Raw genomic sequence first — 16,755 nt, forward strand, 5'->3', positions numbered from 1 at the left:
GCGCGGGTCGTCCTCGGGAATGCCTGCTTCGACCTTGCCGACCAGATCGGCGCCGACATCGGCACCCTTGGTGAAGATGCCGCCGCCCAGGCGCGCGAAGATCGAGATCAGCGATGAGCCGAAGGCCAGGCCGACCAGTGCATGCAGTGCCTGTTCCATCGGCAGGCCCAGCCGCAGCAGCAGTGCGTAGTAGCCGGCCACGCCGAGCAGGCCCAGGCCGACCACCAGCATGCCGGTGATCGCACCGCCGCGGAAGGCCACATCCATCGCCGCACTGATGCCATGGCGCGCGGCCTCTGCCGTGCGTACGTTGGCGCGCACCGACACGTTCATGCCGATGTAGCCCGCTGCGCCGGACAGCACCGCACCGACCGCGAAGCCGATCGCGGTGTACCAGCTCAGGAAGATGCCGACCAGCACGAACAGCACCACGCCGGCGATGCCGATGGTCAGGTACTGACGGTTGAGGTAGGCACGCGCGCCTTCCTGGATGGCCGTGGCGATGGCGACCATGCGTTCATTGCCGGTGGGTTGGCGCAGGATCCAGCGCGCCGAGACGATTCCGTACAGGATCGCGAGAATGGCGCAGCCCAGCGCCAATGACAGCCCATGACGTTCCAGCATTAGACCCCTCCGCAAAATGGATGGACAAGCATCCAGTGGCGATGAACTGCACCACGAGGGGGACGACGGGCTGCAGCCTGGAACCAACCCGTACCGACCTTGGTGGTCGTCCGACGTATGGCGGTGTTCAGCATTCCCTGGTGTCCGCAGTATGCGTGCACCCGCGCCCGGATGGTAGCGCCGGGCCGTGCCCGGCGAGCGCAGAGGCTGCTCGATGGATGCGCCTTTGCACCCCGTTAAGCCAACCTCTGCAAGCCTGCGCGCAGTCCTGTCGGAGAATCCCCATGCGCCTGTCCCTGTTGATGCTTGCCGTTCTGGCCCCGGCCCTGCCTGCCTTCGCGGCGGAAGCACCCGAACTGCAGCGCGCGGTCGGTGCACCGCAGGCGGTCGGTGCGGTGCATACGCTGCGGCAGATTCCCGAGGCCTGTGCCCGCCTGGAAGGCGCGTTCACCGGCCAGGCCGCGGAGCCCTATCGTTTCTCGGCGGTGCGCACCAGCGAGCAGTGCCAGCCGCGCGCCCGCTTCGTCGACTACAGCAAGGCACAACCGAGCGCCGACAAGGGCTGGAAGCTCAATGATGTGATCCGGGTTCCGAATGCGGCCTGCCCGGCGCAGCAGGCGGTGGTGCGCGTGTGGCGTCTGCCGGTGAACAACGCGCAGGCGCTGGATGGGCAGGGACAGTCGCGCATCTATCTGGAAGAAGCCAAGAAGCAGGCCGCCGCGGGCAAGATCCCGCAGGTGACGATGTTCGCCGCACAGCTGCAGATGGAAGGCAAGGCCTGCAACTGAGGCCAAGCATCCACGCATGGCGTGGATCTACTGAAAGAGAGACCGGGGTAGTGCCGGCCGCTGGCCGGCAACCCCGCGATCAATCCGCAAGCCTCGCCCCGCGCGCGACCAGCAGCTCACGCAGTGCCGATCGGTGGCAGTGCGCCTCGTCCTCGCAATAGCAGCCCACGGCGATATCGCTGTGCTGCGACAGCGCCGCCAGCAGGTCCAGCGCGTGCGCTGCATCGGGTGCCTTCATTTCGACTTTGTAGTGACGGAAGAACGCCGTCCAGTCGGCGGCGGTCTTCGCCTCGTGCGCCTGTTTCACCAGCTCCGCGCTGGGAGACAGCGTAGGAAACCAGACGTCGTACCAGTCCTGCTTCGCGAACTCGCTGCGCGGCACACCGCGCGGCGGGCGCCGCACGGTGCCGATGCGCAGGCCTTCACCGGGCGCACGCGGTGAGCCAAGTCGAACAACACGCAACGCCATGGCATTCCTCACAGAAAGGGGACGAAGGGGGTCAGCCTTCGAACGCTGGCAGTTTCTGCTTCACCGCGACGTTCTTCAGCGTCACGTACTTCGGCAGGCCATCGCTACCGTAGGGCAACGGTGCTTCACCCTTGATCAACGGCTGCAGGTAGGCTCGCGCCTTGGCAGTGATGCCGAATCCATCGCGACGGATGAAGCTGGCCGGCATTTTCTTCTCATGGTTGGCGATCTTCGACAGCGGCGCTGCTTCGATCTTCCAGCGATACGGCGCATCACTGCTGCGCACGATCACCGGCATCACCCCGTTCTGTCCCTTCAGCGCCAGCTGCACTGCCGCCTTGCCCACCGCCTGGGCCTGTTCCCAGTCGGTTTTGCTGGCCAGGTGGCGCGCCGATCGCTGGAGATAGTCGGGCAGGGCCCAGTGCACCTTCAGCCCCAGCTGGTCCTTGACCCGCCCGGCCAGATGCGCGGCCACGCCGCCCAGCTGCGAATGGCCGAAGGAGTCCTTGCCGCCGCCGGCGTCGGCGACGAAGCGGCCATCGGCGGTGGCGATGCCTTCCGACGCCACCACCACGCAGTAGCCCACGCGTTCGACCACGGCCTTGACCTTGGCCAGGAACGCGGCCTCGTCATAGGCGCGCTCGGGCAGCAGGATGATGTGCGGGGCGTCGTCCTCGCCGGTGCCGGCCAGGCCGGCGGCCGCGGCCAACCAGCCGGCGTGGCGGCCCATCGCCTCGTAGATGAAGACGCGGGTGGAGGTTTCGGCCATGGCCGCCACGTCCAACGCCGCTTCGCGCACGGACACGGCCGTGTACTTGGCGGCCGAGCCGAAGCCGGGGCAGGTGTCGGTCACCGCCAGGTCGTTGTCGATGGTCTTGGGCACGCCGATGCAGGTCAGGTCGTAGCCGGAGCTTTTTGCCAGCTGCGATACCTTCAGGGCGGTGTCCGCCGAGTCGTTGCCGCCGTTGTAGAGGAACCAGCGCACGTCGTGGGCGCGCAGGACCTCCAGCAGGCGGTCGTAACGGGCACGGTCGGCCTCCAGTGATTTCAGCTTGACCCGGCACGAGCCGAACGCGCCGCCGGGGGTGTGGGCCAGGGCGCGGATGGCCGCAGCACTCTCCTTGCTGGTGTCGATCAGCTCCTCGCGCAGGGCGCCAAGGATGCCGTTGCGCGCGGCCAGGACCTTGATTCCCTTGGCGCGGGCCTGTTCGATCACCGCTGCGGCCGTGGCGTTGATGACGGCGGTGACGCCGCCGGACTGGGCGTAAAGGAGGGTGCCATTGCGCATGCTTCTACCTGCTCGGGGGAGGGGACATTGCAGGGACATTACCCGTATGCGCTAAAGTGGCGCTATTGCGGTGCAGCGATACCGGACCGTCCGGGACGCGAACCTTCTTTATTTTCAACACGTTGGAGTCAGGTCAATGCGATTGGTTCTGTTGGGACCGCCCGGTTCGGGCAAGGGGACACAGGCGACGCGCCTGAAGGAAAAGCTCGAGATCGCCCACATTTCCACCGGCGACATGCTGCGCGCGGAAATCGCCGCCGGCTCCGAGCTGGGCAAGCAGGCCAAGTCGGTGATGGATGCCGGCAACCTGGTGTCCGATGAGATCCTGCTGGGTATGCTGAAGTCGCGCCTGGCCCAGGCCGATGTCGCCAAGGGCTTCATCCTTGACGGCTATCCGCGCAATGTGGCCCAGGCCAACGCGCTGGACGGCATGCTGGCCGAGATCGGCCAGCCGCTGGATGCCGTGGTGCAGCTGGACGTGGCCACCGAGCTGCTGGTCGAGCGTATCGCCGGCCGTGCGCAGGAGCAGGGCCGCGCCGACGACAATCCGGAATCGGTGCGCAAGCGCCTGCAGGTCTACACCGAGCAGACCGCTCCGGTGGTCGACTTCTATGCTGGCCGTGGCACCCTGGCCCGCGTTGATGGCGTCGGCGAACTGGACGAGATCGAAACCCGCATCCTGGCGGCGATCAAGCGCTGACCCGCTTGGCCGGTCGATGCCGGCCATGACAGGCGCAAAAAAACAGGCCTGATCCGCGAGGATCAGGCCTGTTTCGTTTCATAGGTGCCAGCAAAGGGCTTGCTCAGGGCCCCCACAGCATGAGCTCCCTTGGGGATGGCCTCTTGGGGAGTAGGACCGGTTCGGGTACTGCGGCTGGCATCCTGAATTGTGTCCGGGTTCACAGAACATCGCTATCGGGAATTCCCTTACATGCGGCTGGAGTTTTCTCACAGTGACTGTAGGGGTTCTCTTACCCTCCTGCTGACAATGGCCCTATACAGCCGTGATCGGTCACAATCCCCGGTCATGAGCAGCGTACATATCCTTGCAATCGCCGGCACCTTCATGGGTGGCGTGGCCGCCCTGGCGCGGGAACTGGGCCATACGGTCAGCGGCAGCGACCAGGCCATCTATCCGCCGATGTCGACCCAGCTCGAGCAGCTGGGCATCACCCTGGACCAGGGCTACCGCGCCGACAGCGTGCCGCAGGGCACCGGGCAGGTGGTGATCGGCAACGCGCTGTCGCGCGGCAACCCGGCCGTGGAAGCCGTCCTGGATGCCGGCCAGCGCTACATTTCCGGCGCCCAGTGGCTGTCCGAGCAGGTCCTGCCGGGCCGCGACACGCTGGCCGTGGCCGGCACCCATGGCAAGACCACCACCACCACCATCCTGACCTGGCTGCTGGAAAATGCCGGTCGCTCCCCCGGCTTCCTGATCGGTGGCGTGGCCGAGGACTTCGGCGTGTCTGCCCGGTTGGGCAAGGGCCGCGAATTCGTCGTCGAAGCCGACGAGTACGACACCGCGTTCTTCGACAAGCGCAGCAAGTTCGTGCACTACCGGCCGCTGGTGGCGATCCTCAACAACCTCGAATACGACCACGCCGACATCTTCCCCGATGTGGCGGCGATCCAGCGCCAGTTCCACCACCTGGTGCGTACCGTGCCGGCGCGCGGCCGCCTGATCGTCAACGGCGAAGACGCGCACCTGGCCGAAGTGCTGGCGATGGGCTGCTGGACCCCGGTCGAGCGCTTCGGTTTCGATCCGTCGTTGGAATGGCATGCCGAGCTGCTGGCCGCCGATGGCAGCGCGTTCCGCGTCCATCATCGCGGGCAGGCGCTGGGCGATGTGCACTGGTCGCTGCTGGGCCGGCACAACGTGCTCAATGGCCTGGCTGCACTGGCCGCTGCGCACGCAGTGGGTGTCGCGCCGGCCGAGGTGATCCCGGCGCTCGCGCGCTTCCGCAGCGTCAAGCGCCGCATGGAAGTGATCGGCAACCACGATGGCATCACCGTCTACGACGACTTCGCCCACCACCCGACCGCGATTGCGACCACCCTCGAAGGCCTGCGTGCCAAGGTCGGTGATGCGCGCATCGTGGTGGCGATGGAACCGCGCAGCAATTCGATGCGGCTGGGTGCCCACGCCCAAGCGCTGGCGCCGTCATTGGCGCTGGCCGACGAGGTGGTGTTCCTGCACCGCCCGGAGCTGGCCTGGGACGCGGCGGCGGTGATCACGGCGGTGCGTGGACAGGCACATGCGGTGGCCGATACCGATGCGCTGTTGGCACAGCTGCAGTCCGACGTGCGCAGCGGCGACCATGTGGTGTTCATGTCCAACGGTGGCTTCGACGGCGCACCGCGCCGCTTCCTTGCAGGACTGCAGGCACGATGAGCGGCGAAGGTTCGCTGCCGCTGTTCCCGCTGCATACGACGCTGCTTCCGGGAGCGGCCATCGGCCTGCGCGTGTTCGAGCCACGCTACCTGGATCTGGTCCGCGAAACCGGCCGCAGCGGCGAGGGTTTCGGTGTCTGCCTGATCCTGGAAGGGCACGAAGTAGGAGCGCCGGCAACACCGGCCGCCTTCGGCGTGCAGGTGAAGATCGAGGATTTCGACGTTGGTGCCGATGGCGTGCTGCAGCTGCGATTGCGCGGCACCCGCCGTTTCCATGTCGAGCGCACGCGCGTGCGCGACAACGGGCTGGTGGTTGCCGACGTACGCTGGTGCGATGAGGATCCCGATGACGAACTGCGTCCGCAGCATGCGCTGCTGGCCACGGTACTGGACCACATCATCGAGCAGGCCGGTACGGCGTTCGCACCGGCCACGCCGGCCTTGATGGACCAGGCCAGCTGGGTCAGCTGGCGGCTGGGCGAACTGCTGCCGCTGAGCGAACAGCAGCGCCTGCAGCTTCTGCAGCTGGACGACCCGCACCAGCGCCTGCAGCAGCTGCTGGGTTGGATGCCGTAACAACGAAACGCCGAGACCGGTAGACGCCTACCAACCCGGAACCGGTAGATGCCAACCTTGGTTGGCAGCCTTTGCCCGAAGCGCCAACCAAGGTTGGCGACTACCAGAGCGGGGACGGTAGCGCCGGGCCATGCCCGGCGGATCCATCAGGACAGAACCGGTAGATGCCAACCTTGGTTGGCAGCCTTTGCCCGAAGCGTCAACCAAGGTTGGCGACTACCAGAGCGGGGACGGTAGCGCCGGGCCATGCCCGGCGAATCCATCAGGACAGAACCGGTAGATGCCAACCTTGGTTGGCAGCCTTTGCCCGAAGCGCCAACCAAGGTTGGCGACTACCAGAGCGGAGGCGGTAGCGCCGGGCCATGCCCGGCGGATCCATCAGGGCGCGGTGGTCTTCAACCGCAGCACCGGCAGCCCGGTCTCCGGGTGCACGGCTTCCTGCTGAGGCAGCGCCTGCACCGCTTCCTTCACAGCGTTCAACGCCGGATCGATCCCACGCACCGGGTGCCACATGCCGATCCACTGGAAGTGACGCTCGTAGCGCAGGGTCTGTGCGCTGCCCAGCCACAACGGCGTGCCGCCCGGCTGCAGCTGTGCCGGTGCCTGCCACAGGCGCAGCACGTAGCGCTCATCAGCCTGCGCGCCCTGGCGCACCATCAGCAGGGCTTCGACGCGCGTATCCAGTGTCGCCGGCAGCACCGGCAGTTCATTGGCGCCGGTGTTCTTGTCCAGCATCAGCAGCGCTTCCTGCCAGCCGGCCTGGGCCTGCACCTGCCAGCCGCGCGCTTCCAGCTGCGCCTGCAGCGGCGCCAACGGGCCGGCTACCTGCACGTCCAGCGGCCAGCGCTGGTCATCGTCGAATTCGTTGCGGCGTGCCGGCAGCTTCGCCCAGTCGTGCTGCCACCAGGCCTGCGCGTCCATCGCCAGCGGCGCCGGAAGGGTCGGCTCGAAGCGTTCCAACTTGATGGCGATGTTGCGCGGCGCGTACCACATCGCCGCCACCGCGAAGACGCCGTAGAACAGCCATGCTACCGGCTTGACCCAGAACGAGCGGTTGAAGCGGCGACGATAGGCGATGCCCAGCACCAGCAGCCAGAAGGTGCCGAACAACATGCCGCCAATGACGTCACTCAGCCAGTGCGCGCCCAGATACAAGCGCGAGAAGCCGATCAGGCTGACCACGATGCCCGACACCAGATACGGCCAGACGCGGGTGCGGCCGGGCATTTCGCGGGCGATCAGCACCGCGAAGAAGCCGAAGGTGATGGTGGCCATGGTCACCGACACCGACGGGAAGCCGAAGCCACTGCTGGCATCGATCGGGCGCACCACATCGACGGTGGCGCCGAGCAGTTTGGTCAGGGCCAGGCCGAAGGCCAATGCGGCCAGCCAATGTGCAGCCGCCATCCAGCGCCGGCGCCAGATCAGGTAGCCCATCGCTGCAGCGGTTGCCGGCAGCAGCACCTGCCATGCGCCCAACGACGCCAACGCGGCCATCGGATAGTCGGCCAGCGGATTGCGCAGGGCCAGCATTGCCTGGTGCACCAGCAGATCCACCGCCAGGGGTTCGCCATGGGCGACCACCACGGTCAACAGCGCGAACCAGCCCCAGCCCAACAGGAGCAGCATCAGCGCCAGCATCGCCAGCGGTACCGACTCGCGGCGCTTCGGATCGAGCACGCCGACGGTGTAGCGACCGAGTGTCGGGTGCCGGTTGGACCAGTCGAGCAGGCGGGCCAGCCAGTTGTCCATGCGGGCGGCCGACCAGCGATAGCCGTACAGCACGATGGCCCAGACCAGGCTGAGGATCACCGCCAGCAGGCCCGCCACCACGACCAGCCGGCCGGCAACAGCAGCAACGGCGTCATAGGCTTCGCCGAGGATCCAGCCCGGGGCCAGGAACAGCACGGCCCAGGAAATACTGGCGATGCCGCTGGCCTGTACATAGCGGCTGGCGGGCATCTTCATCATGCCGGCGATGGCGGGCACGAATGGGCGGATCGCACCGACATAGCGGGCGATCAGGATGCTCTTGAATGCATTGCGGCGGAACAGGTTCTCGCCCCGGTCGAGCAGCTGCGGGTAACGGCTGAACGGCCAGACGCCACGCAGGCGGTCGCCCCAGCGCCGGCCTATCCAGTAGCTGATGCCGTCACCGGCGAACGCACCCAGCGCTGCGGCTGCAACCGCATACGGCCCGGAGATCTGGCCCAGGCCGATGAACACGCCGACGGCGAACAGCAACGGCAGCGCCGGCACGATGGCGCCAAGAATGATTACCGCATCGCAGAAGGCGATCAGAAAGATGACCGCACCCGCCAACACGGGATGAGCGGCAATCCACGCGAGGGTGGCGTCGATCCATGAAGAGTCCATTTGCCGATTATAGGGGCGTGAAGGTGACTGGTTCCCAGCCGCTTGGTGACCGTTTGCAACCGGCGCCATCGCCTAGAATGTCGCCATGCCTGTATCCAACGACGCGCCAACGCATGCACTGAAGGCCGACAGCTTTGGCCGGATCCTCCTCGTGCAGGGCCCGGAAGGCCCCTTCGTGCGCCGCGATCTGGGGGCCACGCCGCTGTGGCTGCGGTTGCCTGCATGGTGGTTGGCGCGGCGCGAAGCGCGCGCGCTGAAGCACATCCACGGCATGGCCGACGTGCCACAACTGCTGGACTGGAATGGTCGTCATCTTGACCGCAGCTTCATGGCTGGCGATGCGATGTACCAGCGCCCGCCGCGCGGCGACGTGGCCTGGTTCCGTGCCGCGCGTCGCCTGCTGCAACAGCTGCATCGGCGGGGTGTGGCCCACAATGACCTGGCCAAGGAAGCCAACTGGCTGGTGACTGAGGACGGTCGCCCGGCCCTGATCGACTTCCAGCTGGCGGTGATCGGCGACCCGCGCTCGCGCTGGATGCGCCTGCTGGCGCGCGAAGACCTGCGCCACCTGCTCAAGCACAAGCGCATGTACTGCCGGGAGTCGTTGACGCCGGTGGAGAAGCGCGTGCTCAAGCGCACCTCGTGGGTGCGCGATCTCTGGTTCGCCACCGGCAAGCCGGTCTACCGCTTCGTCACCCGCCGCATCCTGCATTGGGAAGACAACGAAGGGCAGGGGCCCAAGCCGTGAGCGCACTGCTGAGCGAAGGCAGCGTACTGCGTTCGCAACTGCCGGGTGCCGATTTCGTCCATGCCTGCCAAGCGGCGGCGCCACGCAACGGACGCTCGGCACTGCAGGCCTACCGCGATATGGCAGCGACGGTGCCCGGCTGGTTCGATGGACTGATGGGTCTGCGCAACAGGGGCATGCGGCTGCTGGGCATGAAGGATCTCGGCTCGCTGCGCGTGGTGCAGCAGACAGTCGATCCACAGCCCGGGCAACGCCTCGGCATCTTCACCCTGCAGGCGCTGGACGGAGATGCCATCGTGCTGGAAGACAACGACCGCCATCTGCGCGTGCAACTGGCGCTGCAATGGCACGGCGATACGTTGGAAGTGGCGACGGTGGTGCACACCCACAACGCGTTCGGCCGCCTGTACATGCTGCCGGTGGCGCCTGTGCATCGATGGATCGCGCCGCACCTGCTGAGCAAGCAGGTGCGCGCATATCAGTAGATCCACGCCATGGATGCTCGTTGCCGCATGGCGCGGCAAACCCCTACGGCGTCACCGGCACCACCTGCTGGCCGATGAAGTTGCGCTTGCCATCGAAGTCATAGCCGATCTGCAGCTGCCCCACATCCGGGCACGCATGGCAGTCGCGCAATGGCGTGCGGTACAGCAGGCGAATGCCACCCCCGTCCAGCGCTGCGGTACCCGCGGCCTGCGCCGGCGCGAACGGCGTGGCCTGCGGATGCGCCTTGAGCACCTCCTGCACGCCGGGATCGGCGCGCAGCGTGTCGTCCAGCTGCACCGCATCCACGTCGATACGCCTGCCTGCGGCATCGACCAGACGCGTGCCTTCATTGGTATTGGCGCGGAACGGATATTCGACGGTGGCCACGCCCAGGCCGTCGTGCTCATGCCAGGCAGTCACGTAGGCCAGTTCGCCACCGGTGGACAACTGCTCGGCAGCGGTGACCGCATCAGCACTGGCCCCACCGGAACGCATCGCATCGCGCAGGCAATCGCGGGTGGCCGCGCTGTCGCCCTGGCGGCAGGCGTTGAGGTCACCATCCCAGACAACGGCCTCGCTCCAGCGCAGCTTGCCATCACCGGTGGCCTTGTCGACGCTGGCAGCGTCATCCTTGGCCGGCGCGCTGCCGGGTTCAGGCGAGCGGCCCTGGCAGGCGGTGAGCAGGGCCAGGCCCAGGGCAGGCAACAACAGGCGGGAACAGCGCATGGCATGGACCTCGTGCAGTGACCGGGGCGCCAGTATCGTCAACGTGCGGTGAACTCCGCGTCGGCGCGGCATACTAGCGGATCATTGCATACGCTGGAGTGTGGAACGTGGGCAGTCTGCAGGGCAAAACCCTTTTCATCACCGGTGCCTCGCGTGGCATCGGCCTGGCGATCGCATTGCGCGCCGCGCGCGATGGCGCCAACGTCGCCATTGCCGCCAAGTCGTCGGTGCCCAATCCGAAGTTGCCGGGCACCATCCACAGTGCTGCCGAGGCGGTGACCGCAGCGGGTGGCCAAGGCCTGGCGCTGAAGTGCGACATCCGTGAGGAAGACCAGGTGCAGGCAGCCGTTGCTGCTGCCGTGGACACCTTCGGTGGCATCGACATCCTGGTCAACAACGCCAGCGCCATCTGGTTGCGCGGCACCCTGGACACGCCGATGAAGCGCTTCGACCTGATGCAGCAGGTCAATTCGCGCGGCAGCTTCCTGTGCGCGCAGGCCTGCCTGCCGTACCTGCTGCAGGCGCCGAACCCGCACATCCTGACCCTCGCGCCGCCGCCGAGCCTCGAGCCCAAGTGGTGGGGCGCGCATACCGGCTACACGCTGGCGAAGATGGGCATGAGCTTTGTCACCCTCGGCCTGGCCGCCGAGTTCGGCCCGCAGGGCGTGGCGGTCAATGCGCTGTGGCCGCGCACGGTCATTGCGACCGATGCGATCAACATGATTCCTGGCGTGGACGTCGGCGGCTGCCGCACACCGCAGATCATGGCCGATGCCGCGCATGCAGTGCTGGTGCGTGAGGCGGCAGGCTTCCACGGGCGGTTCCTGATCGATGATGAGGTGCTGGCCGAAGCCGGCGTGACCGATCTTTCCGGGTATGCGGTGGATGCGTCGCGTCCGTTGCTGCCGGATCTGTTCCTGGATTGAGCAAGGAGCATCCACGCATGGCGTGGATCTACTGTCGCAGGCGTTGGTAGTGCCGGCCGCTGGCCGGCATCATCGTCAGTGGCTGAACGTATCCGGCAACGGTCCGCCACACTTGCGGCAGTGGCGTGCATCCGGTTCGTGGCCTTCCAGCCCACAGTGCGGACAGCCACGTGCATCGCGGCGCGCGGCCAGTTCGGCATCGCGCATGGTGCTGGCCAGCTCGGCGGTGTAGATGCCGGTGGGCACGGCGATGATGCTGTAACCGATCAGGATCAGCACCGAGGTGACGAAGCGGCCGAGCACGGTCTGCGGCACGATGTCGCCGAAGCCGACCGTGGCCATCGTCACCACCGCCCAGTACATGCTGCTGGGGATGCTGGTGAAGCCATGGTTCGGCCCCTCGATCACGTACATCAGCGTGCCGGCGATGATCGTGATGGTGACCACCGTGAACAGGAACAGCAGGATCTTGCGCCGGCTGCGCCACAGCGACTGCATCAGCACGCCGCTTTCTTCGATGTAGCGGGTCAGCTTGAGGATGCGGAACACACGCAGGATACGCAGTGCGCGCACCACCAGCAGGCTCTGTGCGCCGGGAATGAACAGCGACAGGTAGGTCGGCAGGATCGAGGCTAGGTCGATGATGCCCCAGATGCTTACCGCATAGCGCAGCGGGCGCTTGACCACCACCAGCCGCAGCACGTACTCGGCGGTGAACAGGACGGTGAAGCCCCATTCCAGCACGTACAGCCAGTCGGCGTGGGCGATGTGGAAACGTTGCACGCTGTCGAACATCACCACCAGCACGCTGGCGATGATCGCGTACACCAGCAGCAGGTCGAAATTGCGCGAGGGCCGGCTGTCGTGGCGGTAGATGATGTCGAACCACCGGCGGCGCCAGCCGGTCTCGGTGGCGGGGTTCAGCTGGGGGGCGGAAAACGGTCGCATGCGTGCATTGTGCCGCACGGGTTCCGGCGCGAGAATGGGCATTCCTGAACCCTGCCGACTGCCATGACCGCCGCTACCGATCCGCTGATCTCCCTGTCGCACTACTACCTGCCGGTGTACAAGCCCCGCCAGGTGGTGCTGGAGCGAGGCCAGGGCGCCCGCGTATGGGACAGCCAGGGCCGTGAGTTCATCGACCTGGCCGCAGGCATTGCCGTGTGCGGCCTGGGCCACAACGACCCGGACCTGGTTGCCGCGCTGGTCGAACAGGCCGGCAAGCTGTGGCATACCAGCAACGTGTTCTACAGCGCGCCGCCGCTGCACCTGGCCGAGGAACTGGTGAAGTCCAGCCGCTTCGCCGAGCGGGTGTTCCTGTGCAACTCCGGCGCCGAAGCCAACGAAGTGGCGATCAAGATGGTCCGCAAGTGGGCCTCCAGTCAGGGCCGCCCGGCCGACAAGCGCGTGATCATCACCTTCCGCGGCAGCTTCCACGGCCGCACCATGGGCGCGGTGACCGCCACCGCGCAGCCGAAGTACCAGGAAGGCTACGAGCCGCTGCCCGGTGGCTTCCGCTACATCGATTTCAACGACGAGGTGCAGCTGGAAACGGCGATGGCCGCCGGCGACGTGGCGGCGGTGATGCTGGAGCCGATCCAGGGCGAGGGCGGGGTGATGCCGGCCAAGTCCGGTTTCCTCAAGCGCGTGCGCGAGCTGTGCGACCAGCACAACGCACTGCTGGTGCTGGACGAGATCCAGGCCGGCATGGGCCGTACCGGGACGTTGTTCGCGCACTGGCAGGACGACGTGGTGCCGGACATGGTGACCCTCGCCAAGGCGCTGGGTGGTGGTTTCCCGATCGGCGCGATGCTGGCCGGCCCGAAGGTGGCCGAGACCATGCAGTTCGGTGCCCACGGCACCACCTTCGGCGGCAATCCGCTGGCTGCGGCCGTTGCCCGCGTAGCGCTGCGCAAGCTGGCCTCGGCCGAGATCGCGGCCAATGTCAGCCGCCAGTCGAAGGCGCTGCGTGATGGCTTCGCCCGCATCAACGACGAGTTCAAGGTGTTCAGCGAGGTGCGCGGTCGCGGCCTGATGCTGGGCGCCGTGCTGAGCAAGGACTTTGCTGGCCAGGCTGGCGCCATCCTCGACCACGCCGCCGAACAGGGCCTGTTGACCCTGCAGGCCGGCCCGGACGTGCTGCGCTTCGTGCCGTCGCTGAACATCACCGACGAAGAAGTGGCCGAAGGCCTCAAGCGCCTGCGCGCGGCGATTGCCGCGTTCGTCGCCGCGCGCTGAGTTGCGACGCTGGGGTCGGATCCCTCCCCTGCGGAGAGGGCTCTGACCCCGTTGCTGCCGCTGCGCTCGCCGGGCATGGCCCGGCGCTACCGCACCCCGTAGCGCTTCAATACCTTGCCCAGTCCGCGCCCGTCCTGCACGGTTTCCGCGTGCAGGCCGGCTGCGCGCGCACCGCGCACGTTGGCGAACAGGTCATCGACGAACAGCGTGTGCCCCGGTGCCACGCCGAGGACTGCGAGCGTGCGCAGGAATACCTTCGGCACGGGTTTGCGCAGGCCGAAGTCCGCGCTGCAGAACACGCGTCCCTGCAATGCAGGAAACAGTTGCGGCAGCAGCGTCGGCAGCGCCTGTGCCATCAACGCACCGTTGTTGGTCAGCACCGCGATCGGCACCTGCAGTTCCTGCAGCCGTTGCAGTACTGGCAGTTGAGGGTGGCTGGCCGCGTGGCGCGCGGCAACCCAGGTTGGCAGCGTTACCGTCGTGCCGAGCAGTTCGCCAAGCTTGGCCAGATAGCGCCCGCCATCCAGCGTGCCGCTGTCGTGCGCCGCTTCGAGCCCGCTGTCATACAGTGCGGCCTGCACGTGCGCGGTCGGCACGTCCAGCGCCTGCGCCAGATGCAGCACGCGCTGCGCGCGCTGGTAGTGCACCAGCACGCCGTCGACATCGAGCAGGAGAAGGTCGATCCGCATCGGTCGAGCATGCCATTGCCGCATCCCCGCGCAAACCCTGGACCACGACTGCGACACACGGTCGCAGCCGGGCCTGCCGGCCGCTGCCTAGAATGGCCATCGAACCTGCAGGAGACGTGATGATGAAGGCTTGGATGGTAGCGGTGGGACTGGGCGCGTTGATGCTGGCGCCGTCGGCGATGGCGCGCGTATGTGCGGTGAGCATCGACAGCACCGACCAGATGAGTTTCAGCAGCCGCGAGATCAAGGTGGCGGCCGATTGCAGCGAAGTTGACCTGACCCTGCGCCACACCGGCAGGCTGGCCGCCACCGCGATGGGCCACAACTGGGTGTTGACCCGCACCGCCGACTACCAGCCGGTGGCGATCGCGGGCATGCGCATGACCCTGGCCGACAGCTACCTGCCGAAGGCCGACAAGCGTGTCCTGGCCCACACCAAGGTGATCGGCGGTGGCGAGAGCGCCCGCGTGCGTTTCTCCACGAAGGGCATGCAGAAGGGCGGCGATTACACCTTCTTCTGCTCGTTCCCCGGCCACTTCGCGATGATGAAGGGCAAGTTCGTCTTCGGTTGAGTGCGCAGCAGCCACGCATGGCGTTGCTCTGGTAGTAGATCCACGCCATGCGTGGATGAAGCACAGCGCAGTAGATCCACGCCATGCGTGGATGGAAGTGCCGACCAAGGTCGGCACCCACCACGGCGGGGCTCAGCCCTTGGCCGCCTTGAACGCCACGCGCGCCGCTGCCAGCGTGGCCTCGATCACGGCATCGTCGTGTGCGCTGGACAGGAAGCCGGCCTCGTACGCCGACGGTGCCAGGAACACGCCCTGGTCCAGCATCGCGTGGAAGAAGCGGTTGAATGCCGGGATGTCGCAGGCCGTGGCCTGGGCATAGGTCTCCACCTTTTCGCTGGTGAAGAACAGCCCGAACATCGCGCCCACCTGGGTGGTGGTCACCGCCACGCCGGCATCGGCGGCGGCAGCTTCCAGGCCCGCGCACAGGCGTGCAGCGCGTGCGCTCAGATCGTCGTGGAAACCCGGCTGCTGGATCAGCTCCAGCATGGCCAGGCCGGCGGCCATCGCCACCGGATTGCCGCTGAGCGTACCGGCCTGGTAGATCGGGCCGGCCGGGGCAATCTGCTGCATCAGTTCGCGACGACCACCGTAGGCACCCACCGGCATGCCGCCGCCGATGATCTTGCCGAAGGTGGTCAGGTCCGGGGTAATCCCGTAGTGCGCCTGCGCGCCACCAAGGGCAACGCGGAAGCCGGTCATCACTTCATCGAAGATCAGCAGCGTGCCGTACTGCGTGCACAGCGCACGCAGGTGCTGCAGATAGCCTTCGCGCGGCGGAATGCAGTTGGCATTGCCCACAACCGGTTCGATGATCAGGCCGGCGATCTCGCTGCCGCGTGCCTCGAACAGGACGGTGGCGGCCTCGAAGTCGTTGTAGGGCAGGGTCAGGGTCAGTTCGCTCAGGCCGGCCGGCACGCCGGGCGAGGTCGGCACGCCCAGGGTCAGCATGCCGCTGCCGGCCTTGACCAGGAACGAGTCGCCGTGGCCGTGGTAGCAGCCTTCGAACTTGACGATGCAGTTGCGGCCGGTGGCACCACGCGCCAGGCGAATCGCCGACAGCGTGGCTTCGGTGCCGGAATTCACCATGCGCACCATCTCGCACGACGGCACCAGACGTGTGATGGTCTCGGCCATGGTCACTTCCGCTGCGCACGGCGCACCGAAGGACAGGCCGTTGTCGATCGCCTTCTTCACTGCCTGGCGCACGGCGGTGTGGTTGTGGCCGACGATCATCGGGCCCCACGAACCCACGTAGTCGATGTAGCGGTTGCCGTCGACGTCGTACAGGTAGGCGCCGTCAGCGCGCTCTACGAAGAAGGGCTCGCCGCCAACCGACTTGAACGCGCGCACCGGTGAGTTGACGCCGCCGGGCAGCAGTTCCTGGGCGCGGGAGAACAGGGCGTGGGACTGGTCGTGGTTCATGGGGTTTCCTGGGGATTACTGCTGCGTATCGAATCGGGCGAGGTAGGCGCGCTGGGTCGCGACCGGGTCCTGCGCGGCGTAGATGCCGCTGACCACGGCCAGCAGATCGGCGCCGGCATCGATGATGGGACCGACATTGTCCGGGCTCAGGCCGCCAATCGCCACCCGCGGCACGCCCAGTACGGCGCTTTGCCGCAGCAGGTCGACGTGGGCGCGGCTGCTGGTGACCTTGGTGGTGGTGGGGAAGAACGCGCCGAAGGCCACGTAGCTGGCGCCGGCGGCCACGGCACGCTCGGCATTGGCCAGCTGGTCGTAGCAGGACGCGCCGATGATGGCGTCGGGGCCGAGCAGGCTGCGGGCGGCGCCGATGTCACCGTCGGTGCCGCCCAGGTGCACGCCGGCCGCGCCGATGGCGTGGGCAAGCGCCGGGTCGTCG

The 16,755-nt window shown here is 67.1% G+C and carries 18 protein-coding genes; 9 read left to right on the forward strand and 9 right to left on the reverse strand.

Annotated features, from left to right (window positions below; all coding sequences use genetic code 11):
- Window positions 1–624: sodium/proton-translocating pyrophosphatase (locus DBR20_RS23065; RefSeq protein WP_258223323.1), on the reverse strand; the 624-nt coding region annotated here is incomplete at its 3' end.
- A 284-nt stretch (window positions 625–908) separates the two neighbouring features.
- On the opposite strand from DBR20_RS23065, the gene DBR20_RS11945 reads away from it, so the two are divergent.
- Complete coding sequence (locus DBR20_RS11945) at window positions 909–1,412, forward strand: hypothetical protein (RefSeq protein ID WP_025874174.1); 504 nt, start codon at window positions 909–911, stop codon at window positions 1,410–1,412.
- 79 nt (window positions 1,413–1,491) lie between these two features.
- Here the strand turns inward: DBR20_RS11945 and DBR20_RS11950 are convergent, their stop codons facing one another.
- Together DBR20_RS11950 and DBR20_RS11955 are read right to left on the reverse strand one after the other, a co-directional pair.
- Window positions 1,492–1,881 carry a DUF488 family protein gene (locus tag DBR20_RS11950; RefSeq protein ID WP_108266314.1) on the reverse strand — a complete coding sequence of 130 codons (390 nt, stop codon included), beginning with the start codon at window positions 1,879–1,881 and terminating at the stop codon, window positions 1,492–1,494.
- 31 nt (window positions 1,882–1,912) lie between these two features.
- Window positions 1,913–3,169 carry a 6-phosphofructokinase gene (locus tag DBR20_RS11955; protein WP_108266315.1) on the reverse strand — a complete coding sequence of 419 codons (1,257 nt, stop codon included), beginning with the start codon at window positions 3,167–3,169 and terminating at the stop codon, window positions 1,913–1,915.
- Window positions 3,170–3,305: 136 nt separating this feature from the next.
- Here DBR20_RS11955 and DBR20_RS11960 point away from each other — a divergent pair, with 136 nt between their 5' ends.
- From DBR20_RS11960 to DBR20_RS11970, 3 genes are all read left to right on the forward strand, one after another.
- Window positions 3,306–3,869: an adenylate kinase gene (locus tag DBR20_RS11960; protein ID WP_108266316.1), complete on the forward strand. Its 564-nt coding sequence runs from the start codon at window positions 3,306–3,308 to the stop codon at window positions 3,867–3,869.
- A gap of 327 nt (window positions 3,870–4,196) precedes the next feature.
- The gene (gene mpl / locus DBR20_RS11965) at window positions 4,197–5,561 is read left to right on the forward strand and encodes a UDP-N-acetylmuramate:L-alanyl-gamma-D-glutamyl-meso-diaminopimelate ligase (protein WP_108266317.1); all 1,365 of its coding nucleotides are present in this window, start codon (window positions 4,197–4,199) and stop codon (window positions 5,559–5,561) included.
- A complete protein-coding gene (locus tag DBR20_RS11970; protein ID WP_089236694.1) occupies window positions 5,558–6,136 on the forward strand; it encodes an LON peptidase substrate-binding domain-containing protein in 579 nt (192 codons plus the stop codon). Before mpl ends, DBR20_RS11970 begins: the two co-directional genes overlap by 4 nt.
- Window positions 6,137–6,514: 378 nt before the next feature.
- Here the strand turns inward: DBR20_RS11970 and DBR20_RS11975 are convergent, their stop codons facing one another.
- Window positions 6,515–8,512 carry a bifunctional DedA family/phosphatase PAP2 family protein gene (locus DBR20_RS11975; protein WP_108266318.1) on the reverse strand — a complete coding sequence of 666 codons (1,998 nt, stop codon included), beginning with the start codon at window positions 8,510–8,512 and terminating at the stop codon, window positions 6,515–6,517.
- Window positions 8,513–8,597: 85 nt separating this feature from the next.
- Between DBR20_RS11975 and DBR20_RS11980 the strand changes: the two genes are divergently transcribed.
- Both DBR20_RS11980 and DBR20_RS11985 read left to right on the forward strand, forming a co-directional pair.
- The gene (locus tag DBR20_RS11980; RefSeq protein WP_108266319.1) at window positions 8,598–9,260 is read left to right on the forward strand and encodes a serine/threonine-protein kinase; all 663 of its coding nucleotides are present in this window, start codon (window positions 8,598–8,600) and stop codon (window positions 9,258–9,260) included.
- Window positions 9,257–9,745 (forward strand): DUF2867 domain-containing protein, encoded by a 489-nt coding sequence (locus DBR20_RS11985; protein ID WP_229979984.1) that lies wholly within the window; start codon window positions 9,257–9,259, stop codon window positions 9,743–9,745. The genes DBR20_RS11980 and DBR20_RS11985 overlap by 4 nt, the downstream gene beginning before the upstream one ends.
- Before the next feature lie 43 nt (window positions 9,746–9,788).
- Here the strand turns inward: DBR20_RS11985 and DBR20_RS11990 are convergent, their stop codons facing one another.
- Window positions 9,789–10,472, reverse strand: coding sequence for a hypothetical protein (locus DBR20_RS11990; protein ID WP_108266320.1), 684 nt, complete (start codon window positions 10,470–10,472; stop codon window positions 9,789–9,791).
- Window positions 10,473–10,579: 107 nt separating this feature from the next.
- Between DBR20_RS11990 and DBR20_RS11995 the strand changes: the two genes are divergently transcribed.
- Window positions 10,580–11,398: an NAD(P)-dependent oxidoreductase gene (locus DBR20_RS11995; protein WP_059065008.1), complete on the forward strand. Its 819-nt coding sequence runs from the start codon at window positions 10,580–10,582 to the stop codon at window positions 11,396–11,398.
- 75 nt (window positions 11,399–11,473) lie between these two features.
- Here DBR20_RS11995 and DBR20_RS12000 read toward each other — a convergent pair whose 3' ends face one another.
- A complete protein-coding gene (locus DBR20_RS12000; protein WP_108266329.1) occupies window positions 11,474–12,346 on the reverse strand; it encodes an ion transporter in 873 nt (290 codons plus the stop codon).
- Window positions 12,347–12,409: 63 nt separating this feature from the next.
- On the opposite strand from DBR20_RS12000, the gene DBR20_RS12005 reads away from it, so the two are divergent.
- Window positions 12,410–13,636 (forward strand): acetylornithine transaminase, encoded by a 1,227-nt coding sequence (locus tag DBR20_RS12005; protein WP_108266321.1) that lies wholly within the window; start codon window positions 12,410–12,412, stop codon window positions 13,634–13,636.
- 86 nt (window positions 13,637–13,722) lie between these two features.
- On the opposite strand, the gene DBR20_RS12010 is transcribed toward DBR20_RS12005, so the two are convergent.
- On the reverse strand, window positions 13,723–14,325 hold the full coding sequence (locus tag DBR20_RS12010; protein WP_108266322.1) for an HAD-IA family hydrolase: 603 nt from the start codon (window positions 14,323–14,325) through the stop codon (window positions 13,723–13,725).
- Between the two features lie 122 nt (window positions 14,326–14,447).
- Between DBR20_RS12010 and azu the strand changes: the two genes are divergently transcribed.
- Window positions 14,448–14,897, forward strand: coding sequence for an azurin (gene azu / locus DBR20_RS12015; protein WP_108266330.1), 450 nt, complete (start codon window positions 14,448–14,450; stop codon window positions 14,895–14,897).
- A 132-nt stretch (window positions 14,898–15,029) separates the two neighbouring features.
- Here azu and hemL read toward each other — a convergent pair whose 3' ends face one another.
- Both hemL and DBR20_RS12025 read right to left on the reverse strand, forming a co-directional pair.
- Complete coding sequence (hemL, locus tag DBR20_RS12020; protein WP_108266323.1) at window positions 15,030–16,319, reverse strand: glutamate-1-semialdehyde 2,1-aminomutase; 1,290 nt, start codon at window positions 16,317–16,319, stop codon at window positions 15,030–15,032.
- 15 nt (window positions 16,320–16,334) lie between these two features.
- Window positions 16,335–16,755 (reverse strand): thiamine phosphate synthase (locus DBR20_RS12025; protein WP_258223324.1); only part of this gene is annotated, 421 nt, incomplete at its 5' end.

This window comes from Stenotrophomonas sp. HMWF023 (genome assembly GCF_003060985.1).
GTDB lineage: Bacteria > Pseudomonadota > Gammaproteobacteria > Xanthomonadales > Xanthomonadaceae > Stenotrophomonas > Stenotrophomonas lactitubi.